Annotated in this window: 22 protein-coding genes, 1 tRNA gene and 1 riboswitch; of the genes, 16 read left to right on the forward strand and 7 right to left on the reverse strand. The window is 45.8% G+C overall.

What is annotated here, in order from left to right:
• Positions 1–7: 7 nt before the first annotated feature.
• From tlpB (ACWHAR_RS14755) to ACWHAR_RS14775, 5 genes are all read left to right on the forward strand, one after another.
• Positions 8–1,993: a methyl-accepting chemotaxis protein TlpB gene (gene tlpB, locus ACWHAR_RS14755; protein ID WP_032876993.1), complete on the forward strand. Its 1,986-nt coding sequence runs from the start codon at positions 8–10 to the stop codon at positions 1,991–1,993.
• Between the two features lie 184 nt (positions 1,994–2,177).
• Positions 2,178–4,166, forward strand: coding sequence for a methyl-accepting chemotaxis protein TlpB (gene tlpB, locus ACWHAR_RS14760; protein ID WP_032876850.1), 1,989 nt, complete (start codon positions 2,178–2,180; stop codon positions 4,164–4,166).
• 127 nt (positions 4,167–4,293) lie between these two features.
• Positions 4,294–6,279, forward strand: coding sequence for a methyl-accepting chemotaxis protein TlpB (gene tlpB / locus ACWHAR_RS14765; protein ID WP_032876853.1), 1,986 nt, complete (start codon positions 4,294–4,296; stop codon positions 6,277–6,279).
• 115 nt (positions 6,280–6,394) lie between these two features.
• Entirely contained in the window at positions 6,395–8,401 is a 2,007-nt protein-coding gene (gene tlpB / locus ACWHAR_RS14770) for a methyl-accepting chemotaxis protein TlpB (protein ID WP_032876857.1), read from the forward strand.
• A 65-nt stretch (positions 8,402–8,466) separates the two neighbouring features.
• The gene (locus tag ACWHAR_RS14775) at positions 8,467–8,991 is read left to right on the forward strand and encodes a type 1 glutamine amidotransferase domain-containing protein (RefSeq protein WP_003152143.1); all 525 of its coding nucleotides are present in this window, start codon (positions 8,467–8,469) and stop codon (positions 8,989–8,991) included.
• A gap of 31 nt (positions 8,992–9,022) precedes the next feature.
• On the opposite strand, the gene ACWHAR_RS14780 is transcribed toward ACWHAR_RS14775, so the two are convergent.
• Positions 9,023–10,009, reverse strand: a complete 987-nt coding sequence (locus tag ACWHAR_RS14780; protein WP_032876860.1) for a Gfo/Idh/MocA family protein — start codon at positions 10,007–10,009, stop codon at positions 9,023–9,025.
• A gap of 179 nt (positions 10,010–10,188) precedes the next feature.
• On the opposite strand from ACWHAR_RS14780, the gene ACWHAR_RS14785 reads away from it, so the two are divergent.
• The 4 genes from ACWHAR_RS14785 to ACWHAR_RS14800 all read left to right on the forward strand — a co-directional run bounded on the left by ACWHAR_RS14785 (position 10,189) and on the right by ACWHAR_RS14800 (position 12,904).
• Positions 10,189–11,349 carry an AI-2E family transporter gene (locus tag ACWHAR_RS14785; RefSeq protein WP_007613339.1) on the forward strand — a complete coding sequence of 387 codons (1,161 nt, stop codon included), beginning with the start codon at positions 10,189–10,191 and terminating at the stop codon, positions 11,347–11,349.
• Positions 11,350–11,440: 91 nt separating this feature from the next.
• A complete protein-coding gene (locus ACWHAR_RS14790) occupies positions 11,441–12,271 on the forward strand; it encodes an undecaprenyl-diphosphate phosphatase (RefSeq protein WP_007613337.1) in 831 nt (276 codons plus the stop codon).
• A 127-nt stretch (positions 12,272–12,398) separates the two neighbouring features.
• Positions 12,399–12,471 (forward strand) — tRNA-Ala (locus ACWHAR_RS14795).
• A 112-nt stretch (positions 12,472–12,583) separates the two neighbouring features.
• Positions 12,584–12,904 (forward strand): hypothetical protein, encoded by a 321-nt coding sequence (locus tag ACWHAR_RS14800; RefSeq protein ID WP_032876862.1) that lies wholly within the window; start codon positions 12,584–12,586, stop codon positions 12,902–12,904.
• A gap of 66 nt (positions 12,905–12,970) precedes the next feature.
• Here the strand turns inward: ACWHAR_RS14800 and ACWHAR_RS14805 are convergent, their stop codons facing one another.
• Entirely contained in the window at positions 12,971–13,612 is a 642-nt protein-coding gene (locus ACWHAR_RS14805) for a cupin domain-containing protein (RefSeq protein WP_032876866.1), read from the reverse strand.
• Positions 13,613–13,829: 217 nt separating this feature from the next.
• Here ACWHAR_RS14805 and hmpA point away from each other — a divergent pair, with 217 nt between their 5' ends.
• Together hmpA and ACWHAR_RS14815 are read left to right on the forward strand one after the other, a co-directional pair.
• The gene (gene hmpA, locus ACWHAR_RS14810; protein ID WP_032876996.1) at positions 13,830–15,005 is read left to right on the forward strand and encodes an NO-inducible flavohemoprotein; all 1,176 of its coding nucleotides are present in this window, start codon (positions 13,830–13,832) and stop codon (positions 15,003–15,005) included.
• Between the two features lie 141 nt (positions 15,006–15,146).
• The gene (locus ACWHAR_RS14815) at positions 15,147–15,992 is read left to right on the forward strand and encodes a glucosaminidase domain-containing protein (protein WP_007613332.1); all 846 of its coding nucleotides are present in this window, start codon (positions 15,147–15,149) and stop codon (positions 15,990–15,992) included.
• Positions 15,993–16,025: 33 nt separating this feature from the next.
• Here the strand turns inward: ACWHAR_RS14815 and ACWHAR_RS14820 are convergent, their stop codons facing one another.
• The 3 genes from ACWHAR_RS14820 to cudC all read right to left on the reverse strand — a co-directional run bounded on the left by ACWHAR_RS14820 (position 16,026) and on the right by cudC (position 18,109).
• Positions 16,026–16,694 (reverse strand): potassium channel family protein, encoded by a 669-nt coding sequence (locus ACWHAR_RS14820; RefSeq protein ID WP_007613331.1) that lies wholly within the window; start codon positions 16,692–16,694, stop codon positions 16,026–16,028.
• A 166-nt stretch (positions 16,695–16,860) separates the two neighbouring features.
• Positions 16,861–17,397 (reverse strand): biofilm surface layer hydrophobin BslA, encoded by a 537-nt coding sequence (gene bslA, locus ACWHAR_RS14825; protein ID WP_032876869.1) that lies wholly within the window; start codon positions 17,395–17,397, stop codon positions 16,861–16,863.
• A gap of 157 nt (positions 17,398–17,554) precedes the next feature.
• Entirely contained in the window at positions 17,555–18,109 is a 555-nt protein-coding gene (gene cudC / locus ACWHAR_RS14830; RefSeq protein WP_007613329.1) for a choline uptake/conversion transcriptional regulator CudC, read from the reverse strand.
• Positions 18,110–18,309: 200 nt separating this feature from the next.
• Between cudC and betB the strand changes: the two genes are divergently transcribed.
• The 3 genes from betB to ACWHAR_RS14845 all read left to right on the forward strand — a co-directional run bounded on the left by betB (position 18,310) and on the right by ACWHAR_RS14845 (position 21,661).
• Positions 18,310–19,782, forward strand: a complete 1,473-nt coding sequence (betB, locus tag ACWHAR_RS14835; protein ID WP_032876872.1) for a betaine-aldehyde dehydrogenase — start codon at positions 18,310–18,312, stop codon at positions 19,780–19,782.
• A gap of 17 nt (positions 19,783–19,799) precedes the next feature.
• Positions 19,800–21,008, forward strand: coding sequence for a choline dehydrogenase (gene gbsB / locus ACWHAR_RS14840; RefSeq protein ID WP_003152181.1), 1,209 nt, complete (start codon positions 19,800–19,802; stop codon positions 21,006–21,008).
• A gap of 71 nt (positions 21,009–21,079) precedes the next feature.
• On the forward strand, positions 21,080–21,661 hold the full coding sequence (locus ACWHAR_RS14845) for an MOSC domain-containing protein (RefSeq protein ID WP_003152182.1): 582 nt from the start codon (positions 21,080–21,082) through the stop codon (positions 21,659–21,661).
• Position 21,662: 1 nt separating this feature from the next.
• On the opposite strand, the gene ACWHAR_RS14850 is transcribed toward ACWHAR_RS14845, so the two are convergent.
• Positions 21,663–22,151 carry a DinB family protein gene (locus ACWHAR_RS14850; RefSeq protein WP_032876875.1) on the reverse strand — a complete coding sequence of 163 codons (489 nt, stop codon included), beginning with the start codon at positions 22,149–22,151 and terminating at the stop codon, positions 21,663–21,665.
• A gap of 146 nt (positions 22,152–22,297) precedes the next feature.
• Between ACWHAR_RS14850 and ACWHAR_RS14855 the strand changes: the two genes are divergently transcribed.
• The gene (locus ACWHAR_RS14855) at positions 22,298–22,828 is read left to right on the forward strand and encodes an NfeD family protein (RefSeq protein WP_032876878.1); all 531 of its coding nucleotides are present in this window, start codon (positions 22,298–22,300) and stop codon (positions 22,826–22,828) included.
• Between the two features lie 19 nt (positions 22,829–22,847).
• Positions 22,848–24,377, forward strand: a complete 1,530-nt coding sequence (locus ACWHAR_RS14860; protein ID WP_032876881.1) for a flotillin family protein — start codon at positions 22,848–22,850, stop codon at positions 24,375–24,377.
• Between the two features lie 30 nt (positions 24,378–24,407).
• On the opposite strand, the gene thiT is transcribed toward ACWHAR_RS14860, so the two are convergent.
• Positions 24,408–24,989, reverse strand: coding sequence for an energy-coupled thiamine transporter ThiT (thiT, locus tag ACWHAR_RS14865; RefSeq protein WP_032876884.1), 582 nt, complete (start codon positions 24,987–24,989; stop codon positions 24,408–24,410).
• A gap of 100 nt (positions 24,990–25,089) precedes the next feature.
• Positions 25,090–25,190: riboswitch (TPP riboswitch) on the reverse strand.
• Positions 25,191–25,578: the final 388 nt, after the last annotated feature.

Consider the following 25,578-nt stretch of genomic DNA (forward strand, 5'->3'; position numbering starts at 1 on the left):
GCTTAATATGAAAAAATTCATCAATTGGTGCACGAAGGCATCGATTTCACGTAAATTAATCATTTCATTTATCGTGATCTTAATCATACCGATTCTCGTGTTAGAATTCAGTTCATACCATACGGCGAGCAATTCGCTGGATGATCAGATTTCAGGCAACGCGAAAAATAACATTGAATCTTTTAACACAACCATTACAAATGATATCGGCGCAAAAGCAAAGGCGATTGAATTTTTCAGTGAAACGTTAAAAGGGTCATCCTTCTCAAAGAAAAACATGTCTGCTCTTGAAGAAAAGTTCGGGCAATACACGTCTATTCATAAGGACGTAGCCCGCATTTACGGAGGAACGGAAGACGGCAGCTACGCACAGGCGCCGAAGGAGAATACTCCGGCCGATTACGATCCGAGAACACGCACTTGGTATAAAGACGCTGTGAAGGCTGGCGGCACGCTCGTTGTCACCGACCCTTACACCGCGGCAAGCGACGGCAGCATGGTCGTCACCGTGGCAAAGCAGATGCAGGACGGAACAGGCGTAGTGGCCATGGATATTACGATTGACCAGCTGCTGAAGCAGATGCAGGGAATCAAAATCGGACAAAAAGGATTCGTGTTTATCACGTCCAAAAATAAAACCTATGTCGCGCATAAAGACCACAAACCGGGTGATAAAGTTTCAACCCCGTGGCTGAATGAGGTATACAGCAAAGACAGCGGCATTATTTCATACAAGCTCGATGATCAAAATAAAAAAATGGCGTTTACGACAAATAAACTGACCGGATGGAAAATAGAAGGGAGCATGGAGCTCAACGAAATTAAAGACGCCTCACAACCGGTGCTGACGATGGGAATGATCGTCCTTGCAGCATCCATTATCATCGGGGGAATTTTAATTCTGTTCATTGTCAGATCCATTACGTCACCGCTGAAACGGCTTGTCCGCTCTTCTAAACAAATCAGCGGCGGAGACTTGACCGAGACCATTGATATCCGCTCGAAAGATGAATTGGGCGAACTCGGCGCGAGCTTTAATGAAATGGGAGAATCTCTGCGGGGACTGATCAGCGCGATCCAAAACTCTGTCGACAACGTGGCCGCGTCATCGGAAGAGCTGACCGCTTCAGCTTCGCAGACAAGCAAAGCGACGGAACATATTACAATGGCGATTGAGCAGTTTTCAAACGGAAACGAAGAGCAAAGCGAAAAAGTCGATTCAAGCTCAGCTAAGCTGAATCATATAAATGACGGACTCGCCGCCGTTTCCCGCACATCATCATCCATTACGGAAGCATCTAAACAATCGAAGGAAGCTGCCGGCACCGGGGAAGAATATGTGCAGCAAACCGTCGGGCAGATGAATCTCATCAATCAATCGGTCCAGCAGGCGGAAGCGGTTGTAAAAGGTCTTGAGGCCAAATCAAAAGACATCACTCATATTTTAAGAGTCATCAACGGTATTGCCGATCAGACAAACCTGCTTGCGTTAAATGCAGCCATTGAAGCGGCAAGAGCGGGAGAATACGGCCGGGGCTTCTCAGTGGTAGCCGAAGAAGTGCGCAAGCTGGCCGTCCAATCCGCCGGTTCTGCCAAAGAGATTGAAAAACTCATTCAGGAAATCACGGCTGAAATTAATACATCGCTTCACATGTTCACATCCGTTAATGAAGAAGTTCAATCAGGACTTGCCGTAACGGACCGCACGAAAGAAAGCTTCCAGAATATCTTCGGCATGACAAACGACATCGCCGAGAAGCTTCAATCGATGAACGGCACGGTTGAACAGCTGTCAGACAGCTCTCAGCACGTTTCAGCCGCAGTGACCGATATCGCGGACGTATCACGGGAAAGCGCAGCAAGCATTCAGGATATTGCCGCATCCGCAGAAGAACAGCTTGCATCAATGGAAGAAATCAGCACATCCGCCGATACTTTGGCGCAAATGGCCGAAGAACTGCGGGAATTAACGAAACAATTTAAAATCAACTAGTAAAAAAGGACGCTTTCCGGATGGAAGGCGTCCTTTTTTATAGTGACAGCCGGAAAATTAAATAAAAAGTCTTGCATACAACGGGAGTACATAGAACTATTTTTCATTTATGACTTAATTTTCAATGTAATAAAAAGGGAGTCGGCCGATATAAACAGTAAATGATTGAAAGAGGTTTACAAAATTGAAAAAAACAGCAAAAAAAATCGCCAGAAAATCAATAGCCAAAAAACTTATCATTTCATTTTTACTGATCTTAATTATTCCGGTAGCAGTATTGGCTGCCGGCGCCTACCGTTCGGCGGCTTCATCCGTTGAAAAGCAAATGATGGAAAGCGCCGAAGGAAATGTGCAAATCTTAAACAATATGATTGATGACCGGATCGGAATGTTTACAAAAAGCTCAGCATATTTCAGCGAATGGGCGACAAGCGCTAAATTTAAAGAAAAAAACCAAACGGAAATGCAAGAAAGGTTCAAACAGTTTATTGAAAGCAATGATAAAGCGTCCGCCATATTTTCAAGCAGCAAGGAAGGAACGTTTACCCGTTATCCGCATGCCGATATGCCGTCCGATTTCAATCCGCTTGAAAGAAGCTGGTATCAGGAAGCCATGGAGAATAAAGGCCAAACCATCATCACGGACCCTTATGAGTCCATCTCAAACAAAAAGATGGTCGTCACCATGGCCCGCGCGGCGCAAGACGGATCAGGCGTCGTCGCCATTGATATAAAAATCGACGATCTCATCACGATGACAAAAGAAGTGAACATCGGAAAAGAAGGATACGCCTTTATCCTCAGCAAAAATAAAAAAGCCGTTGCTTACAGTGATGAAAAAGCCGGTGCGGCGGTATCGGGAAAATGGGTTGATACATTATACAGCGGGCAAAAAGGCGACTATGAATATACGCTGAACGGGAAAGCGAAAAAAATGGCGTACGTGACCAATGAAGCGACGGGCTGGAAAATCAGCGGAACCATGTCCGTGGATGAAATCAAGGATGCGGCAAGACCGGTTCTGACTCTGGCCGTTATCATATTGGCGATAGCCATCGCCGCAGGGATGATTTTCATTTATTTTGTCATCCGCTCAATTACCAAACCGTTAAAACGTCTCGTAGCTTCAGCGGAAAAAATCAGCAGCGGAGATCTGACGGAAACCATTGATGTCGGCTCTCAAGATGAGCTCGGCGTGCTCGGTAAAAGTTTTAATCATATGACAGATTCACTCCGTTCGCTTATTCAGGGAATTCAGGACTCTGTTGAACATGTCGCTTCTTCCTCAGAGGAGCTGACGGCTTCGGCTGAGCAGACGAGCAAAGCAACGGAACATATCACCCTTGCGATTGAACAGTTTTCTAATGGAACGGAAGACCAAAGTGAGAGTATTGATAAAGCGACAGCACAAGTGAATGAGATGAAAGACGGGCTCAGCGATCTGGCGGAAGCGGCAGCCGTGGTGACGGAAACGTCAATTGAATCGGCGGAGATATCCGGCGCCGGTGAGCGGCTTGTCAAGAAAACAGCCGGCCAGATGGGCGCCATTGACCAATCCGTAAGTAAAGCGGAGCAAGTCGTACAAGGGCTTGAACTCAAATCGCAGGACATCACCAGCATTTTGCGCGTCATTAACGGCATTGCGGATCAAACGAATCTGCTTGCTTTAAATGCAGCCATTGAAGCGGCAAGAGCGGGAGAATACGGACGCGGTTTTTCAGTCGTTGCCGAAGAAGTGAGAAAGCTTGCCGTCCAATCCGCCGATTCAGCGAAAGAAATCGAATCCTTAATTCATGAAATCGTCAAAGAAATTCATACTTCGCTCGGAATGCTGGAATCCGTCAATCACGAGGTGAAAAGCGGACTTCAGTTAACGGACGAAACGGAAAAAAGCTTCCGGGACATTTCCGCTAAAACAAATCAGATTGCCGGTGAACTGCAAAATATGAATGCAACCGTGGAACAGCTTTCTGCCGGATCTCAGGAAGTATCAAACGCTTCAGAGGATATCGCGGCAGTCTCCAGACAAAGCGCGGCCGGCATTCAGGACATCGCGGCTTCAGCTGAAGAGCAGCTTGCGTCCATGGAGGAGATCAGTTCCTCAGCCGTCACGCTGGAAAAAATGGCGGAGGAATTACGCGAACTGACAAAGCGTTTTAAGATAAACTCTTAATTAAGTCTAAAAGACTAATTTTGCAATAGGTAAAAAGTATGTTTCGTTATATTTCTTCTTTTTGGATGTGTATATTTACCCATAATTGCCGATATGAAGGGTAAACACGCAAGAGGAGATATAGCAGATGAAAAAAATTGTGCAAATCATCAAGCAGAGATCGCTTACAAGAAAACTGCTCATTTCTTTTTTGGCCATTCTCATTCTTCCTATTTCAACGCTGGCTTTTATCGCCTATCAATCGGCGGTAAGCACGCTTGACAGGCAGATGATGGGAAGCGCACTAGATAATGTGCAGCAGATTAACGATATGATCAACACAAGCATCAGCCAAAAGGAAGACGGAACGGCATATTTCAGCGACTGGCTCACAAAGGATCGGTACAAGCCGAAAAACCAATCGCAAATTACCGATAAATTCACAGAGTACATGAAGATCAATAAAGACGTGGAATCCATCTATACGAGTGACACGGAAGGACATTTCACACGGTATCCGGATCTGCAGATGCCTAAAGGATATAATCCGCTTGAAAGAGACTGGTATAAAAAGGCCGTGGAAAATAAGGGGAAAGTTGTTGTAACAGATCCTTACCGCACGGCTTCCACCAATACGATGGTCGTGACGGTCGTTCAGCAGACGAAAGACGGCTCAGGGGTCGTCGCCATCAATATGAAAATCGATGAACTTCTGAAAACGACAAAGAAAGTGAACATCGGAAAATCAGGCTACGCTTTTATCCTGACGAAAGACAAAAAAGTGGTCGCCCACCCGAACCGCACGTCAGGCACAGTATTAAACGGGGATTGGGCTGAACAGCTGTACAACAGCAAAAAAGGTGATTTTCAATACAAATACGACGGCCAGGAAAAGAAAATGGCTTATGATACGAACGGGCTGACAGGCTGGAAGATTACCGGAACGATGTATCTGGACGAAATTCATGAAGCGGCTTTGCCGATCCTTCATCTGTCCCTGCTCGTTCTCGTATTAGCGATTGTCATCGGAACCATCGTCATGGTGCTGATTATTCGTTCAATCACAAAACCGCTCAAGCAGCTTGTGACATCATCGAAACAGATCAGTGAAGGCGACTTAACAGAAACGATCGAAATTCAGTCAAAAGATGAATTAGGCGAGCTGGGCAAAAGCTTTAACAATATGGCCGCTTCACTCAGGTCTCTCATCCATGCCATTCAGGATTCCGTGAATAACGTCGCATCTTCCTCAGAAGAGCTGACGGCTTCAGCGGAGCAGACAAGCAAGGCAACGGAACATATCACACTGGCGATCGAACAATTTTCTAACGGAAATGAAAGCCAAAGTGAAAATATCGAAAGCGCGGCGGAACATATTTATCAAATGAACAGCGGGCTTAAAGATATGGCGAAAGCATCTGCCGTCATTACCGAATCCTCCGTCACATCAGCGGAAGTCGCCAATTCAGGCGGAAAGCTCGTCCACCAGACGGTCGGCCAAATGAACGTCATTGACCGGTCAGTGAAAGAAGCTGAACAAGTGGTGCGCGGACTTGAAACAAAATCAAAAGACATTACAAACATTCTCGGTGTCATTAACGGAATCGCTGATCAGACAAACCTTCTTGCACTGAATGCGGCAATTGAAGCCGCGCGTGCGGGTGAATACGGCCGGGGCTTCTCAGTCGTCGCCGAAGAGGTCAGAAAACTTGCGGTCCAGTCTGCCGATTCAGCGAAAGAAATCGAAAGCTTAATTATAGAAATCGTCAACGAAATCAATACATCTCTCGGCATGTTCCAATCCGTCAACAAAGAGGTGGAGAGCGGACTGGATATTACGAATCAGACCGAAACGAGCTTCAAACGGATTTCTGAAATGACGAACCAGATCGCCGGAGAAATTCAAAATATGAATGCGACGGTAGAACAGCTGACAGCAGGATCACAGCAGATTTCAGGAGCTTCTGAGCAAATCGCGTCCATCGCAAAAGAAAGCTCCGCCAGCATTCAGGATATCGCGGCCTCTGCCGAAGAACAGCTGGCTTCAATGGAAGAAATCAGTTCGTCTTCGGAAACGTTATCCCAAATGGCGGAAGAATTACGTGATATGACGAAACGATTTAAAATAGATTAATAGGTCATAGAACACCCAAATGTGCTGTTTGGGTGTTTTTTTTAGTTTTTTTAATAAATCTTTTGTCCTATCTGACGATATTAGATTTAGCTTTTCAAAGAAGGAGACTGAAAAAATGAAACAACTGATACATTGGATCAAACAGCCATCCATCAGCAAGCCGCTGATCGCGGCATTTTTAGCCGTATTGGTGCTTCCGGTCGGCATACTCGCCTACTTCAGCTACCAAACGGCGGGGAGTACATTAGAAAGAGAACTGACCCACAGCGCCCAGGGAAATGTCAGTGAACTGAACAGCGTGCTGGAAAACATGCTCGAAGGCAAGCTGAAAGCGATTGACTACTACAGCGAATCAATCACAAAGGAAAAACTGAACACGAAAAATAAATCGGCACTGCTCGACAATATGAAGCAGTATGTCACCGTAAATGGCGATGTCGCGTCAATTTACGCCGCGTCTCGCGACAAAGCGTTTGTGAAATATCCGTCCGCTGACATGCCGTCCGATTATAATCCGCTCACGCGCGAGTGGTATACAAAGGCGGTTGAAAAAAGCGGGCAGCCGGTGTTTACCGAGCCTTATAAAGACGCTGCAACCGGACAGACGGTCGTTACGATTGCCCAGCAGACAAAAGACGGATCAGGCGTTGTGGCGCTTGATATTAATCTGGGCGACCTGCTGAACGCTTCCGAACGCGTGCAGATCGGTCATAAAGGATTTGCCTTCATTACAACGGGAGATAAAAAATACATCGCCCATCCGACTATAAAAGCGGGAACGGAAGGCTCCGGAGAGTGGACGAAAGAAGTGTTTTCCAAATCAAGCGGATCGTTTGAATACATGTTTGAAGGACAGCAGAAGAAAATGGCCTTCACGACAAACAAACTGACGGGCTGGAAAATCGCCGGCACATTTTTTGTCAGTGAGATCCATGACGCAGCCTCGCCTGTCATGAAAATGGCGCTGATCATCCTGGCGGTTTCTCTTATCGTCGGCGGGGTTTTAATCTTTTTTATCATTCGCTCGATTGCAAAACCGCTCAAAAAACTTGTTTCGACATCAGCTAAAATCAGTGACGGCGATTTAACGGCAGTCATTGACATCAAATCAAAAAATGAATTCGGGCAGCTCAGCCAAAGCTTCAATGAGATGTCGGCCTCACTCCGGTCTGTCATCGGCGTCATTCAATCATCCGTCGAACATGTCGCTTCTTCATCCGAAGAGCTGACGGCATCCGCCGGACAGACGAGCAAGGCGACAGAGCATATTACACTGGCGATTGAACAATTCTCAAACGGAAACGAATCACAAAGCGAGAAATTGGAAGAAAGTGCTGATCACCTTTCCCAAATGAATGCCGGCATTGCCGAGACGGCGAATGTATCGGCGGAAATCACTGAATCCGCCATCCAAACCTCTGAAACGGCCGGAAGCGGAGAAGAATTAGTGGCGAAAACGGTAGGCCAGATGAAAACAATTGATCGTTCCGTACAGCAGGCGGAAGCGGTCGTAAAAGGGCTGGAAACGAAGTCGCACGACATTAAGAGCATTCTCAACGTCATTAACGGCATTGCCGATCAAACAAATCTGCTTGCCTTAAACGCTGCCATTGAAGCAGCCAGAGCAGGCGAATACGGGCGGGGCTTCTCCGTCGTTGCGGAAGAAGTGAGAAAGCTTGCCGTACAATCAGCCGGCTCCGCGAAGGAAATCGAAACGCTGATTCAGGAAATCGTCAAAGAAATCGCCACATCGCTTTCCGTATTCCAAGCGGTGAATCAAGATGTGAAGGAAGGCCTCGATATTACGGATCAAACGGCCGAAAGCTTCAAAAAAATCTCAGAAATGACGACTCAGATTTCAGGCGCCTTGCAGCATATGAACGGAACGCTTGAGAAGCTTGCAGCCGGGTCGCAAAATGTGACAAACGCGGTGGAGGACATTACCTCAGTCGCCAAAGAAGGGTCCGCCGGCATTCAAGACATCGCCGCCTCAGCTGAAGAGCAGCTGGCCTCCATGGAAGAAATCAGTTCATCCGCCGAAACGCTTGCGCATATGGCTGAAGAACTGCAGCAGGTCACACGGAAATTTACGATTCAGTCTGAAGACGAAGAACAGCTGTAGCGAGCTGTTTCTTTTCCTCATCTGAAAAAAGCGATACACTAGTATAAAAGAAGGGAGTGGCAGTGATGAGATTAGAAGGCAAAAAAGTCATAGCGCTTGTCAGTGACGATTTTGAAGACTTAGAGCTTTGGTATCCCGTCTACCGTCTGAGAGAGGAAGGCGCGATCGTTCATTTAATAGGAGAAGAAGCGGGCCGTTCATACAAAGGAAAATACGGCGTGCCCGCGACGGCGGATTACGATTTTAAGAGCCTGATTATTCAGGAGTATGACGCCGTGCTCGTGCCTGGCGGCTGGGCTCCTGACAAACTGCGAAGATATCCCGAAGTTTTGGACATCATCCGTACGATGAACGAGCAGAAAAAGCCGATCGGCCAGATCTGTCATGCGGGCTGGGTGCTCATATCTGCCGGAATTCTCGCAGGAAAAAAAGTAACGAGCACGCCCGGCATCAAAGACGACATGACAAATGCAGGGGCACAGTGGCTGGATGAAGCAGTCGTAACTGACGGCCACATTGTATCAAGCCGCCGCCCGCCCGACCTTCCGCAGTATGCAAAAGCGTTTGCTGACCTGTTAGCGTCCAAATAAAAAACATCCGCCCGAATCCGGGCGGATGTTTTTAGTTTTGATCGGCGGGAAAGACAATTCCGATTTGTTTTCTCGCTTCCTCCATAATGCTTGCCGTAATGAAAGAACGTTCAAATGTATTTTCGGAAGACTCCCGCTGTCCGTTTCGAAGAAGATTGATGAATTCAGCCGTTTCGTAGTACATCGACGGTTTCAGATCAGGGACTGAAATGTCTTCCGTCCGTCCGTCACGATAGCGGATTTCCGCCCGTTCCGGTCCGTGAATGCTGTCCAGCACGATCGTGCCGTCTTCACCCTGAATTTCCGCCGAGGCAAACGAATTTGAGATTTTCGAATGCATCAGCACCGCTTCAAATCCGTCGTATGACAGAATGACCGTGCCTTCGCCGTCAACGCCGGATGCTAGTTTATGACCGGTCGCAATGACGTTTTTCGGTTTGCCGAACAGGACGACGGCCGGATAAATGCAGTACACGCCGATGTCCATTAATGAACCGTTCGATAATTCAGGCTTAAACGCGTTTAGCACCGTACCGTTTTTATATGCATCATATCGTGATGAATATTGGCAGTAGCTTGCCGTGAATCTCCTGACGGGTCCGATTTTATGTAAGTGGTTTTGAAGCATGCTGAAGTTCGGCAGGAACGTTGTTTTCATGGCTTCCATCAAGAGAACGCCGTTCGTTTTGGCTGCGTGAATCATTTCATCCGTTTCCCTTGCGTTAGACGCAAACGGTTTTTCGCACAGTACATGCTTGCCGTGTTCCATAAAAAGGACCGCCTGCTCTTTGTGAAATGCATTCGGGCTGGCGAGATACACCGCGTCATAGGCTTCGCTTTCCGCCATTTCTTTCAGGCTGGTAAAATAATGAGCAGCGCCGTGTTTGCCGGCGAATTCCGCCGCACGTTCCTCAGTTCTGGAATAAACCGCCGTTAATTGAAAATCATCAATAGCAGAAGCCGCCTCCAGAAATCGTTCTGTAATCCAATTCGTTCCGACTGTTGCAAATCGAATCATTGCTATCGCTCCTTCTATGTATTGGCTTACATTATAGCTTTTTTTCTGAGAAACATAAATGGAAAAAAGGCTGGCAGCTAAAGAGATAGGAAAAATTCCCATAGAGACCGGTTATTATTTTTCATTACAGGAACGATAGTGTACAATTTAAGTAAAATACATATGATGGAGGAACAATAGTGGAAACATTGCAAACATGGGGCGGCAGATTTAAACAGTTTTTCTTAGACAATAAATTTGTCTTGTTTTTGCTTGTATTGCTGCTCATCGGTCTCAATATCCTTGTCTTTATGAAGACATCATTTATTTTCACACCCATTATCGTCCTGCTCAAAACGATTGCGCTCCCCGTCATTTTGACAGGAATCGTTTATTATCTGCTTAATCCGATCGTAGATATATTGGAAAAAATAAGAGTGAAAAGAGTCTATTCCATCCTGCTCCTTTACCTCATTATTATAGGGCTGATTACGATTACGGTCGTTTCAATTATTCCGTTTTTAAAGGAACAGATCATGAGCCTGATCGACAATCTGCCGAAATATGTGGATATTGTTGAAGATCAGACGAAAAGCCTGATCGGAAGCGATTTTGTAAATCAGGCGCAAAAGACGATGAATATCAACATTTCCGATCTTGCTAATAAAGTATCGGCGCAGGCGGCGACAATTGCAAACAGCACATTTACCGGGGTCGGGAATTTTATCGGCGCGCTGACGGAAGTGATTATTTCAATTGTGACCGTGCCGTTTATTCTGTTCTATTTGCTGAAAGACGGCAAAAAACTGCCAATCTATATCTTAAAGTTTGTGCCCACCCGTCTGAAAGAACAAACGTATACGATGCTTAGTGAAATGAACCACAGATTAAGCTCCTATATTAGAGGACAGGTCATCGTCAGCTTCTGCATCGGGTTTTTATTATTTATCGGCTATCTGATTATCGGACTTGATTATGCGTCACTGCTTGCGGTCATTGCCGCTTGTACGAGCGTCGTTCCGTATTTAGGGCCGACCATTGCTATCACGCCGGCGATTATTATCGCGTTGGTCACTTCGCCCCTTATGCTGCTGAAGCTTGCGATTGTCTGGACCGTTGTCCAGCTCGTGGAAGGAAAATTAATTTCTCCGCAGATCATGGGGAAAAATCTTCACATTCACCCGATTACCATCATCTTTGTTCTTTTAACTGCCGGAAAGCTGTTCGGGGTTGTCGGCATTATTTTAGCCATCCCGGGGTATGCGGTCATCAAAGTGGTCACGACCCATCTGTTTGATTGGTTCAAAATGCGTTCGCATTTATATGAAGAAGAAAAAAATGATGCTGTATCGAAGTCATAAAATCGGAACGGACATGATATTTATTATAAGACAGGCTTTCCTTCAGAGGAGAGCTTCTCTTTTGTAAATGATGAATGAAGGGAAGAATGGGATGACACTATGGGAGATGTTCACAGCAGCCGTTTTAGGAATCGTGGAAGGGCTGACGGAGTACGCGCCGGTTTCTTCCACGGGACATATGATCATAGCGGATGACATCTGGCTGAAATCCGGAAGCCTGATGAATCCGGAAGCCGCAAATTCCTTCAAAGTGGTGATTCAGCTCGGTTCGATTCTGGCGGTGGCCATTGTGTTTAAGGATCGGATATTACATTTACTCGGCCTCAAAAAAAACGTCACGCGCGATCAGCAGAAGGGATACAGGCTGACCATCGCGCAAATCGCCGTCGGTCTTGTTCCGGCAGCGGTGCTCGGCTTTTTATTTGAGGATTTCATTGACCGCTATTTATTCTCCGTCAGAACGGTCGCTTACGGATTAATTGCCGGAGCCGTGCTTATGCTTATAGCGGACTGGATCAATAAAAGGAAAGAAACGATCGATACGGTGGACAGAATCACCTACAAACAGGCTTTCTGTGTCGGATTATTCCAGTGTCTCGCCTTATGGCCGGGATTTTCCCGCTCAGGCTCAACGATTGCCGGAGGTGTCATTGTAGGCTTGAATCACCGGGCAGCCGCAGACTTCACATTTATTATGGCTATTCCGATTATGGCGGGCGCAAGCCTTCTGAAGCTGGTGAAATACTGGAGCAGTCTTTCTTATGACATGATTCCGTTTTTTCTTGTCGGCTTTATCTGCGCCTTTGTCGTCGCCCTCTTAGTCGTCAAGTTTTTTCTTCGGCTCATTAACCGGATTAAGCTTGTCCCGTTCGCCATTTACCGTGTCATCCTCGGCATCATTTTAATCATGCTCGTGCGATAAACGAAGAGGCCCCCGGAGGGTCTTCTTTTTATGTTCGAAAAACGTCTCAGGAAAATATGAGCAAACTGAATTTTCTGCTTGAAATTCATAGAAGAGTCGTCTATAATAAAACATGACGTTACAGCACGGGGCCATAGCTCAGCTGGGAGAGCGCTACGCTGGCAGCGTAGAGGTCAGGGGTTCGAGCCCCCTTGGCTCCATACCTTTAAACCCTTATTCTATAAATAAGGGTTTTTTTGTTTTTTCATCTTCTGCGGCAGCCTCTGTGTTCTGCTTCATTTCTAACAATTGAAAATAAAGGAAAGAGAGAAAATGAAAAAGAAAATCTATCTTATATTATCTCTGTCAGCTGCACTGGCGCTTTTTTTGACAGCGCTTTCGCCTCTTTCTCCTGTCATCTTCACGTCTGCTTCAGAAAAAGGAGCCATCAGGCATGACATTTATAAAAAAGGATATCCGTATCAAAGCTACTTTGCGATTCTTCAAAAAGAAGAAGGCGGTGGAGAGGCCGGGAACCTTTATTATGTAAATTGGTTCAATTGGAAAGATGAAACCGGACAGACGCCGCACGTATGTTATTCAAAAAAATCGTCCGAAGGCGAGTACAAAGTAAGCTGCGGAACCGGACCGTAATGATCAAGAGCCCCTCTCCAATGAGGGGCTCTTTCTGTCGAGCTGAATGCCGCTCAGGCTCTCCGTTTAATATCCCCAATATAACGGCGTATCATAATGCCGATACGGATCATTCGGATAAGGCGTATTTGGCTGATAAGGCTTATTCATATCATGAATACCCGTGTTTTCAGACTGTCCGCAGTATTTATCGGGGCCTATCACAGTTGATTGCCGGATCGGTGAAACGGCTTTTTCCCACTCATGCTCATTCAGACAGTACGTATGCGCCATGATCTCCGGCGGCGTCAGACGGAGAATATCCGAGCCGTATATCACTTCAGGCGAAGGGGCGTCAAATATGGCCAAAAGATGGGTTTTGTCTGAAGTGGCGACTTCATAATGCCACCACCCCTGCGGAATATTCGCCACTTGCCCTGGAGAGATCGGATAATTCCGTATTTTCTGGGTGAACGGATTCAGCATCGACACCACCGCGGAACCCGAAATACAGTACACCAATTCAGCGGCGTTTTGATGGGTATGCGGTTCAATCACATTTGTTTTACTCAGAAAGATATCTAATAATGAAATATTTTCAAGCGTGTTTAACTGTTTAATCCCCAATACATTGATAAAGTTCCGAGCATCTTTCGTAAAAAAACGGCTCTCATTCACATCATAAGTGAACTGTGTATTCGGAGACGTGTAATCGATATCGGAAACCATGCAATCCCCCGCTTTCATCTTTAAACGTATATTCCCAAATATATGTGTCCCTGTTTCACCGGGTGATAAAAAAGGAGGTGAAATCCATAAATTCCAAAACCAACACAATATTGTGACGGCTTTTTTAAAGATTCATTTTAGATATATCTTTTATTCGAAATATCTCTTACTATAAAGATATATTGAAAATACATCTTTAGAAGGGTTGAGGATGAACATGCTGGACGAGAGAACAATAGACATCATCAAAAGCACAGTACCTGTATTGAAAACACATGGAGAAAACATCACCGGACGCTTTTATAACCTGATGTTTCAAGATCATCCCGAACTGTTAAATATGTTTAACCAAACGAACCAAAAGAAACAGACTCAGCGCGCAGCATTGGCAAATGCAGTCATTGCGGCTGCGGCGAATATTGATCAATTAGAACAAATCATTCCGGCGGTCAGACAGATCGGCCATAAACACACAAGCATCGGTGTAAAACCGGAACATTATCCGATTGTCGGAAAGTATCTGCTTCTGGCGATTAAGGATGTGCTGCAGGATGCCGCAACTCCTGAAATTATGCAGGCATGGGAAAAAGCTTACGGTGTTATTGCGGAGGCTTTTATCGGCATTGAAAAAGACATGTACAATGAAGCCGGATGGCAGGGGTATAAAGAATTTACGGTTATACAGAAAACAAAAGAAAGCAAAGATATCACATCATTTTATATCAAACCGAGTGACGGCTCTTCGCTTCCTGGATTTGAAGCGGGACAATATATCAGCATTAAAGTGAGGATTGCGGATTCTCCTTATACGCACATTCGCCAGTACAGCCTGTCTGATGCTTCTCGAAAAGGCGCATATCGGATATCTGTGAAAAAGGACGGAGCGGTTTCTTCTCATCTCCACAATGAAGTTCAAGAGGGAGATAAACTTGAAGTCAGCGCACCCGCCGGAGATTTCAAGCTGTCTGCTGCCGATAAACCGGTTGTTCTTATCAGTGCCGGTTCCGGAATTACGCCGATGATGTGCATGCTGAAAACAGCCGCCGAAAAACAGCCGGAGCGTTCCGTTACTTTTATTCATGCGGCGAAAAACGGAGAGTACGCCGCGTTCCGCAAAGAGGCTGAACAAGCTGCGGAGAATCATCCGAATATTAACGTCATTTACGTATACAGTGAACCGGCAGAACAAGACCGCTCAGGAGACAAGCCTTTTTACAGCGGCCGGATTGATCAAACCTTCCTGGAGCAGCTTCATCTGAATCAAAATGCTGAATTTTACTTGTGCGGATCAGCGCAGTTTATGACGCAAATGAAAGACATGATTCTTGCACTCGGGTTTGACTCTGATTCCGTTCAATATGAATTGTTTGGCCCTCAGCTGAGCATGGCATAACAAAAAAGACTCCTCAAAGAGGAGTCTTTTTTATTTGCGCAATGTGTTCTTTCTCCGTCTTTTTCCCTATTTTATTGAAATTTTCATCAATGACCAGTAAAATTATAAATCTAGTGATTCCGGAATTAAAGGAAGGTTGATATGAAAAAGAAAGCAAAGACCAAAAGGGTGCTTGGGTGCCTTTTTGCTGTATCTCTTATATTCGGATTATTTCTGGTATCAATGGTGTTTTCGAAATTCATAGTGACGGAAGAAAAACCGCCTGAAGAGGTGGACGAGCAGCAGGTCTTTATTGACAGCCTTTCCGGGCATGCTCAAATTTTATATGAGAAATATCATGTCCTTCCGAGCATCACCCTCGCACAGGCCATTCTCGAATCGGACTGGGGGAACAGTGAGCTTGCGGGGAAAGCGCGCAACCTGTTCGGTGTAAAAGGTGATTATAAAGGAAAACACGTCACGATGAAAACGGATGAATTTGAAAAAGGAAAACGAAAAACGATTCGGGCAAAATTCCGTAAATACAGCACGTTTTTTGAATCAATGGATGATCATGCCAAATTATTTGTCAACGGAACGTCTTGGAATAAAAAGAAGTACAAGCCCGTCATTGAAGCGGACAATTATAAAACTGCGGCGGCTGCCCTTCAAAAATCCGGCTACGCCACAGACCCCGGCTATGCTGAAAAAATTAAAGATGTCATAGAAACCTATAACCTGAATGAATATGACAAAATCAATGCCTCTCTTAAAGCAGTTGATATGAAAGGCGCCATCAAAGACCACGCCATTGAAGACGTGTGGTCCAAGCCGTCAAAAGAGCGGCATTCTATTAAACTGGCATCGGCGCAAAAGTTTACCGGCGAGCATATTAAAGTCGTATCTGAAAAACAAAACGGAGAATCCGTCTGGTACCAAATTCAAGTGAAAGATGAGCTGATCGGCTGGGTTGACCAAACCGCCGTCCAGTTAAGTGAAGAAACATAAGCATCAAAAAAAGCCGGCAGCCCGCCGGCTTTTTTACATTCCTTCAGTTTCAAACCTTTTAATATCACGTTTATGCCCCATCAGCACAAGGCAGTCACATTCATGAATGACAGTCTCCGGAGAAGGGGACAGCTGAATGTCTCCATTATGTTTCAAGGCGAGAATGGTGCAGCCGAATCTGGCCCGGACGCCGAGATCAAGAATGGATTTTAAATGCAGTTTTTTCGTGGCTGAAAGCTCCACAATGCTGTATTCATCTGACAAATCAATGTAATTTAAGACATTTTCATCTGAAAGGCTTTGTGCAATCCGCACGCCCATATCCTTTTCGGGATGGATAATACGATCAGCGCCGATCTTTTCAAGCACTTTGTGATGATAATAGTTTTGCGCTTTCACCCAAATATTAGGGATGTTCAGCTCCTTCAATAACAGCGTCGTCAGCGTGCTTGCCTGAATGTTGGCGCCGATTGCTACGATGACATATTCAAAATTTCTGATGCCGAGCGACTGAAGCTCGCTTTCTTCCGTTGAATTTGCCCGCACAGCATGCGTGGCATAAGAGGAGTATGCGTTGACCCGCTCTTCGCTGATATCGACCGCAAGCACCTCATGCCCCATTTTAAAAAGCTCTTTACAGATGCTTCCGCCGAAACGGCCGAGTCCGATGACGGCAAATTGTTTATTTTTGATTTTTCCCAATCCTCATAACTCCTTAAGAAACTGTTTTCGTCACTCCAAATACAACAAACAAGAATGTACTCCTGTTTCAAGGGTTTGTCAATGCGCGGGCCGGAAGAAAGAAAACAGCACAAAAAAAAGACCGGCTGACAAGCGATGGGCTTGTGCCGGTCTTTTTTCGCAATTATTAGCAGTCGCAAGGCTGTGTCGGCGGTGTGCTGCGTTTTTGAACAACAATTGTGTCCTCAGCATAGAATTTAGAGCCGATGCTTAATGATTTATTTTCTGCACGGAACTTATATGTACCTGCAGCAGGCAATGTTTTATTATTAAGAGAAAGCTTAAATTCCGCTGCGCCGAGCAAATCAATGTTTAACGGAAGTCTGACTGTTTTGCCGTTATTCAGAATCTGTCTTTCGCGTAAAGCGTGTCCGTTGACTGTATCTTTTGTAGTAGCCGCAAATCCGCTAGGAAGGGTAAATTCCATAACGCCTAAGCTCAGGATCGTGTTCGGACGGTACGTCAATTCGATATCAGAAAATGACCATTCCTGCTGGCTGGCACCTGTATATTTTGCAAATAAGGTAGCAGTCGCTTTCGTGGACATTTCCGGCTCGTGAACGGTTGAGCCCGACTCAGCGGCGAATGACGCTGTCGGCAGAGAAAGAAGCAAAACCAGGCCGAATAAACTTGCCATGACAGTTGAGAAAAATTTCTGTTTCATTTTAAATCCCCCTAAAAAAAATTTGCTGATTGTTCTTAAAAAAGAACGACCATACCTATAAAAATTTACCATCAATTTTAATGGAAGTAAATGGGGTTATGTTCCTATATTTTCTCAAAAATAATCAAATCACGACAAAAAAACGCCTGATTTTGATTCAGGCGTTTTTTTCGTCCGTTTCTATCGGAATAAATTTAAAAATCTCCCCGCTCTGAACCGAGTCGGCGAGCCGCTTCAGCCAATGATAATAAGCTTTCGAGCTTTCAAGCTGATCATATAACTGCCGCGCTTCTTCCTGTAATTCCGCGTTGCCTTTCTCGGCCAGCAAAACGGACTGCAAATCCGCCTGGGCCTGTTCAATGGCGGATAAATTCACCTGAACTTCACGATCCCATTTCGGCGGGAAGAAATTCGTGAAAAACGTAAAGAAATCTTTTTCCGCTACAAACGTATGCTTCCGTGTGCCGCGGTGAAAGGTTTTTTTAACCACATTTAAATCCTGCAGCTTTTTGACGCCTGTGCTCATACTCGGTTTGCTCATCTGCAGTTCCTCACGCATTTCGTCAAGCGTCATTTCATCCCTCATATACATTGTTCCGTATAAAATCCCGACACTCCGTGTGATTCCGTAAAGATCCATCGTCTCTGCAATGGAATCAATGACAAGATCCCTGGCTTGTTCTATAGCTGCGAATTCTGGATTCTCATCCATACTGTCCCTCTTTTCCACTTGAAGTTTAAATTTATTAAGTCATTTCTTTATGTTCTTAATCTTAACGAATCATGACAAAATGTCAAAATCTAAACGGACTGACCGGGTTTTGACAGGCAAAAAAACATGTGTTAAATTAATATTGTTAAAAACATTAAATTTTTATTTAACAAACTTACTTTTCGGTAAGGAGGACTTTTATGAGCAAAACGCTTTATATCGGCGGCGAATGGATCAGTGCAGAAAAAAAACAGACCCGCCGTATCATTAATCCATTTAATCAAGAAGAAATTGCAACGGTATGCGAAGGAGACCGGAACGATGCGGTGAAAGCCATCGCCGCAGCCAGAAAAGCATTTGATGAAGGGGAGTGGCCGGTGCTTTCCGGGCTCGAGCGCGGACAATTTGTTCTGAAAATTGCGGAATTAATCAGACGCGATCTGAACGAATTAGCTGAGCTGGAATCGCTCGATACAGGAAAAACGATTGAAGAAAGTAAAGCCGATATGGATGATATCGCAAATGTATTTCAATATTATGCCGGTTTGGCGGATAAAGACGGAGGCGAGGTCATTTCATCTCCGATTCCTGATTCCGTAAGTAAAATCGTCAGAGAGCCCATTGGCGTATGCGGACAAATTACGCCGTGGAACTATCCGCTCCTTCAGGCGAGCTGGAAAATCGCTCCCGCTCTTGCGGCCGGAAACACGATCGTTTTAAAGCCGAGCGAGATTACTCCGCTGACAACCATTAAAGTCTTTCAATTAATAGAAGAAGCCGGTATTCCGAAAGGGGTCGCCAATCTCGTGCTGGGGCCGGGCGCCTCTGTCGGCGACGAGCTTGCGAGAAACCTCGACGTCGATTTGGTCTCTTTTACGGGCGGAATTGAAACAGGCAAAAAAATCATGCAGGCGGCAAGCGGCAATGTGAAAAAGATTGCCCTGGAGCTTGGCGGCAAAAATCCGAATATCGTATTTCAAGATGCAGATCTCGAAACCGCTGCAGATCAAGCGCTGAACGCCGTGTTTTTCCATGCCGGCCAAGTTTGTTCGGCAGGGTCCCGTCTTTTGGTGGACGAAGCCATTCATGATGAATTTTTAGCCGAGCTGATCAAGCGCACGAAACGCATCAAATTAGGAAACGGTTTTCATGAAGATACGGAAAGCGGTCCGCTGATTTCCGCCGAGCATCGGGCCAAAGTCGAAAAATACGTAGAAATCGGTATCGAAGAAGGGGCAAAACTGGAAACAGGCGGCAAACGTCCTGATGATCCCGCCCTTCAAAACGGTTTCTTCTATGAACCTACTATTTTCTCAAACTGCAAGTCTGATATGCGGATAGTCCAAGAGGAGATCTTCGGCCCCGTTTTAACAGTTGAGTCATTTTCTTCTGAAGAAGAAGTGATCAGACTTGCCAACGATACCATTTATGGGCTGGCCGGAGCGGTATGGTCAAAGGATATTGAAAAATGCGAACGCGTAGCCGCCAAACTGCGGATGGGAACGGTATGGATCAATGATTTCCATCCGTATTTCGCGCAAGCGCCATGGGGCGGGTACAAACAATCGGGCTTCGGCCGCGAACTCGGCAAAATCGGTCTGGAAGAATACACGGAAATCAAACATATTTACCGCAACACGAAACCTGCGGCTGTGAACTGGTTTCAAGCATAACGAGGAGGAGATACAATATGACATTAAATATGAAAGTAGAAAGCATGCATAAATTCCATACATTCGAAATCCCGACAGTCATTAAACACGGAATCGGTGCGATTCAGCACGCGGGAAGTGAAGTCAGAGCGCTTGGCGTCACAAAAGCTCTGCTCGTAACAGACCCGGGAATTTATAACGCGGGAGTGGCAAACCCGGTCATTGAATCTTTACAGGAAGCGGGCATCGAAGTCGTCCTGTTTAACAAAGTGGAGCCGAACCCGCCTGTACGTCTTGTAAACGAAGGATCAGAACTGTATAAAAAAGAAAACTGCAACGGCCTTGTGGCTGTCGGCGGCGGAAGCTCCATGGATACAGCGAAAGCGATCGGGGTAGAAGCGACACACGAAGGAAGCGTGCTTGATTATGAAGCCGCGGAAGGCAAAAAGCCGCTGGAAAACCGTATTCCTCCGCTGACAACGATCCCGACGACTGCGGGAACAGGTTCAGAGGTCACACAATGGGCGGTCATTACAGATGAAGAAAGAGAATTTAAATTCAATACGGGCGGACCGCTTATCGCCGCGCATTTAACGGTCATTGACCCTGAGCTGCACACGTCCATGCCTCCGCATGTGACGGCCATGACAGGTATTGACGCCCTTGCGCACGCCATCGAGTGCTATACGATGAAATTTGCGCAGCCGATCACTGATGCCGTCGCTTTAATGGCCATTGAATATGCGGCGCATTATATTAAGCGCGCGTTTGCGGACGGAGAGGATTTGGAAGCAAGATACGGCATGGCGCAGGCGGCGATGCTTGCCGGCCTTTCATACGGCAGTGAATCAGCAGGCGCGGCGCATGCGATGAGCCAGACGCTCGGCGGCATCATCCCTGTCGCTCACGGACAATGCGTCGCAGCTATGATGGGGCCGGTAATGGAATACAACTGGAAAGGCTATCCGGAAAAATTCGCCCGCATCGCCAAAGCATTCGGAATCGATACAAGCAACATGACAACCGAAGAAGCGGCAAAAGCGTCCGTCAACTGGATGTATGATCTTGTAAAAGATTTAGAGGTGCCGAGTTTAGAAGAACAAGGTGTGTCTCCGGACATGATTGAACGTTTATCAAAAGAAGCCATGAAAGATCCGCAAACTTTCGGAAATCCAAGAGATTTGAATGAGAAAGCATACAACTGGATTTACAAACGCTGCTTCGACTTAACGCCGAAAACGGTATAATAAATGAACCCCGCTCCTTTACAGAGCGGGGTTTTTTAAGGATAATGTCAAGAAAAAGGCGGTGGTGGCTGATGTGGAAACGCATAACAGCAAAGACGGAAGGCGTATATATAGCGGATACCGAACAATTTGTTACCAAAAAGATGGACAAGCTTCGTGCGGAATACGGCGGGTTCCCCGGTGACCTGCATTTCGGACTGACAAAAAAGGCCGGCGCGCGTGAGCCGATGTATGAAAGAGGAACAGAAATTTTTAACCGGAGACAAATTTCAATCGTGTCCATGGAGGAATGTGATGACATTGCAGAGAAGATGGGGATTTCTCATATCTTTCCCGAATGGCTCGGCGCTAATATCGCAATCAGCGGTTTTTCTGCACTGACGCCGCTTAAAGAAGGAAGCAGAATGATATTTCCAAGCGGTGCGTCTCTGTTGTGCGAGGGAGAAAATGATCCGTGCATTCAGCCGGGAGAAGTCATTCAATCCTTTTATCCGGATCAGCCAAAACTCGCCGCGGCGTTTGTGAGGCACGCGATGGGCAGGAGAGGAATTGTCTGTATTGTTGAACGCCCGGGTGATATATGCACGGGAGATGCGGTCACCATCCATTCTTATGAACCGAAACGCGCCAAGAAAAAAATCGAGAAGGTCTGACTCAGACCTTCTCGATTTTTTGTTTGATTTCTTTTATTTGATTAATGTGACGCTTTTCATGATGGCCGATAAAATCAATCCACTGGCGGATCGTCAGTTCTTGAAAAACAGGATGCGGAAGCACACGTTCTAAGTCTTCCTCGTTTAATGATGAAATGACGGCGGTCAGCTGCTGTCTTGCCGTATCTAATTCCTGTTTTGCTTCAATGACTGATATTCGGTTTTGCTCAGGTTCGAGGTGTGACGGAGCCGGCCGTTTATTTGTTCTGTCCTCTATAAACTCCATCGGTTGTTCTTCTATTTCTTTTAACGGTGCGTCTTTTGCCTGCTTTGATAAAAGGGTCTGCGCTGTTTCGTCAATTTTCTTTAAATGGTCAAGGACTTCCCGCACGCTCCACTCATCAGCCGCGGGCTTTCGGTTGAATTCCTCATCAGAGAGTCCTTTCAGTTCTTCCCAGGTCTGCTGTCTTGCTTCATTAAAAATGCTCATCCTATCTCCTCCTTTAGAGTAAACATATCATATCCGGATTGGATAATCATGTAATCAGCCTTCCTTATCAGAAAATTGAAACCATTTACCTTTACATCCGTATATAAAGTAACACTCCGACACCTCAGCCGAAAGGAGGATAGAATGTGGACATATTTCATCTGCCGCTTGAAACGGTCTATCTTTACACATTGATTATTTCGGGAAGTCTCACGCTTTTGATTCTGTTTTTTCAAGATGTGTTTCACGGCCTCTCGGAAGCCATTCCTGTTTCATTTTTAAACCCTGCATTGATTCTGTCTTTTTTAACAATCTTTTCAGCCTCAGGTTATATCGGCGAAATCGCCGCTCCGCTATCAAGTCCTGTCATTGCGTTGCTTTCATTTGTTCTTTCGGTTCTTTTGGTCAGCCTGCTTCACTTCTTCGTCCTTGTCCCGCTTTCATCAGCGGAAGAATCGCTCGCGTATCGGGAGACAGATTTAAAGGGCAGAGTCGGCAGAGTCATTACTTCCGTCCCGAAAGACGGCTATGGAGAAGTGATCATAGAGGGAATAGGGGGCGCCATTTCTAAATCAGCCGTCAGCTTTGATCAAGAACAGATCAAGTACGGAACGGCCGTATTAGTGATTGATGTAAAAGACGGAGTGCTTTTTGTGACGCCGCATGAACCAATCTGATATCTAAGGGGGAACTGTTATGACTATGCCGATTATCATCGTTATCGGAATCGTATTCTTTTTACTCATCGCACTTATTGCTGTATTTATTACGAAGTACCGGACGGCGGGGCCGGACGAAGCCCTTATCGTGACCGGAAGTTATTTGGGGAATAAGAATGTTCACATTGATGAAGGCGGAAATCGTCTGAAAATCGTCCGGGGCGGGGGAACGTTCGTGCTCCCGGTATTCCAACAGGCAGAACCTCTCAGTTTACTGTCAAGCAAACTTGATGTCTCTACACCTGAAGTCTATACAGAACAAGGCGTGCCGGTAATGGCCGACGGAACCGCCATTATTAAAATCGGAGGCTCCATCGGTGAAATCGCCACAGCAGCTGAACAATTTTTAGGGAAATCCAAGGACGACCGTGAGCAGGAGGCGCGGGAGGTGCTGGAAGGCCATCTGCGCTCCATCCTCGGCTCTATGACCGTCGAAGAGATTTATAAAAACAGGGAAAAGTTTTCTCAGGAAGTCCAGCGGGTCGCGTCTCAGGATCTTGCTAAAATGGGGCTGATGATCGTATCTTTTACGATTAAAGACGTCCGAGATAAAAACGGCTATCTTGAATCATTAGGTAAGCCGAGAATCGCCCAAGTCAAGCGGGATGCGGACATTGCCACGGCAGAAGCGGATAAAGAGACGAGGATTAAACGCGCGGCCGCTGATAAAGACGCAAAAAAATCAGAGCTGGAGCGGGCGACGGAAATAGCTGAAGCGGAAAAAATCAATCAGCTGAAAATGGCGGAATACAGAAGAGAGCAGGATACAGCAAAAGCCAATGCCGACCAGGCATATGATCTTGAAACAGCAAAAGCCCGCCAGCAGGTGACAGAGCAGGAAATGCAAATTAAAATTATTGAGCGGCAAAAGCAGATTGAATTGGAGGAAAAAGAAATTCTGCGCCGTGAGCGCCAATATGACTCTGAAGTGAAGAAAAAAGCCGATGCTGACCGTTACTCGGTGGAACAAGCGGCCGCGGCCGCAAAAGCGAAGCAGCTCGCAGAAGCGGATGCCGAGCAGTACAGTATCGAAGCGATGGCCAAGGCGGAAGCGGAACGCGTGAGAATTGACGGTCTTGCTAAAGCGGAGGCTGAAAAGGCGAGAGGGGAAACCGAAGCGGAAGTCATCCGCCTGAAAGGACTCGCAGAAGCGGAAGCTAAAGAAAAAATCGCCGAAGCATTCGAAAAATACGGGCAGGCTGCAATCCTTGATATGATTGTGAAAATGCTGCCTGAATATGCGAAGCAAGTCTCAGCGCCTCTTTCCAACATTGATAAAATAACCGTCGTTGATACGGGAGGAAGCGGTGAAAACGGCGGGGCCAATAAAGTCACAGGCTACGCAACCAATTTAATGGCCGGTCTTCAGGAAAGCTTAAAAGCATCTTCCGGAATCAATGTAAAAGAGCTTATTGAGAATTTTTCAGGCAAAGGAAACATAAAACAAAGTATAAATGAACTTACAAAAGAACTGAGTGATTCAAACGAACGGCACAGCCCGGAATAAAAATACAGCAGGCGTAAACCGCCTGCTGTTTCAGTTCGTCCGCTTAGCTTCAAGAAGCCGCGGCGCAGTCATGAATAATAAGATAAGGACAATGGCCGAAAGGATAAAAGAAGGAATCATATAAGTCGCGTTATAGACGGACGAATAAATCCAGACCGGCGTGCCTTTCGGAGCATAGCTTCCGAAAAAGACAGCTCCGGAGACCACATGTGCCGCATAGCGCAGCACACTGCCGATGAAAACACCGCCTATAACATACATCGTTAAAACGCCTCTTTTTTTATTCAATGCCGATCCCCGTACACCGGAAGCTAACATGCCGCTGAAACCGAGGACTGCGAATGCCGCGATGTAATCAAGAAATAGCTGCACCGGGTGCTGCAAAAACAAATTGCCGATGGCGATCTGGACAATCCCTGTTAAAAAGCCTGTCGTAAGCCCGGCCTTCACTCCCCAGCGGAATGAAATCAAAAAAATCGGAATCATCATAATAGAGACCGAACCGCCTTGGGGCATCCGGAGAAACATACCTGAGACAATGTCCAGAATGACAGCCGCCCCGGTCATAATCGCTATTTCAATTAAGCGCACAAGCTGTGTTGAATGATTCATAGTTTTCCCCCCTGGTCAGACAACCGTATCAAGGATAAACAAAAAAGCAGCGCGGGGAAGGATGGGAAAAGTCCGCGCGCTGCTTACATAAACTGCAAATCATTTGGCTTTGCCACATCCCTACGCCAGCGTTAACTAACAGGTTCAAAGGGTCAGAACAAAATGTTCACTCTCAGCTTTAATGCTCCCCTTGTGGTCATCAAGTATTTAGTTCAATCTTACTATACAAGAAAATATGCCAAACCACAAGACAGCTTATCTTTCTATAGAAGAGAAACTGAAATAAGTATGAAAGAAAATAATTAATGATTTTTTTAAAAAAACTATTGTCATATTTTCAAAAGGGTGTTATATTATTAAACGTCGCTGATGAACAGCAGACAACAACGAAAAGCTTCGGAAACAACTTGAAAAAAGTTGTTGACATAAAAGAAGCTGAGTGGTAAGATAATAAAGCTGCTTCAACAAGCGGTAATGATCTTTGAAAACTAAACAAGACAAAACGTACCTGTTAATTCAAAGTTTTAAATAAATCGCACAGCGATGTGCGTAGTCAGTCAAACTACTTTATCGGAGAGTTTGATCCTGG

It is taken from the genome of Bacillus sp. LR--39 (assembly GCF_053613335.1).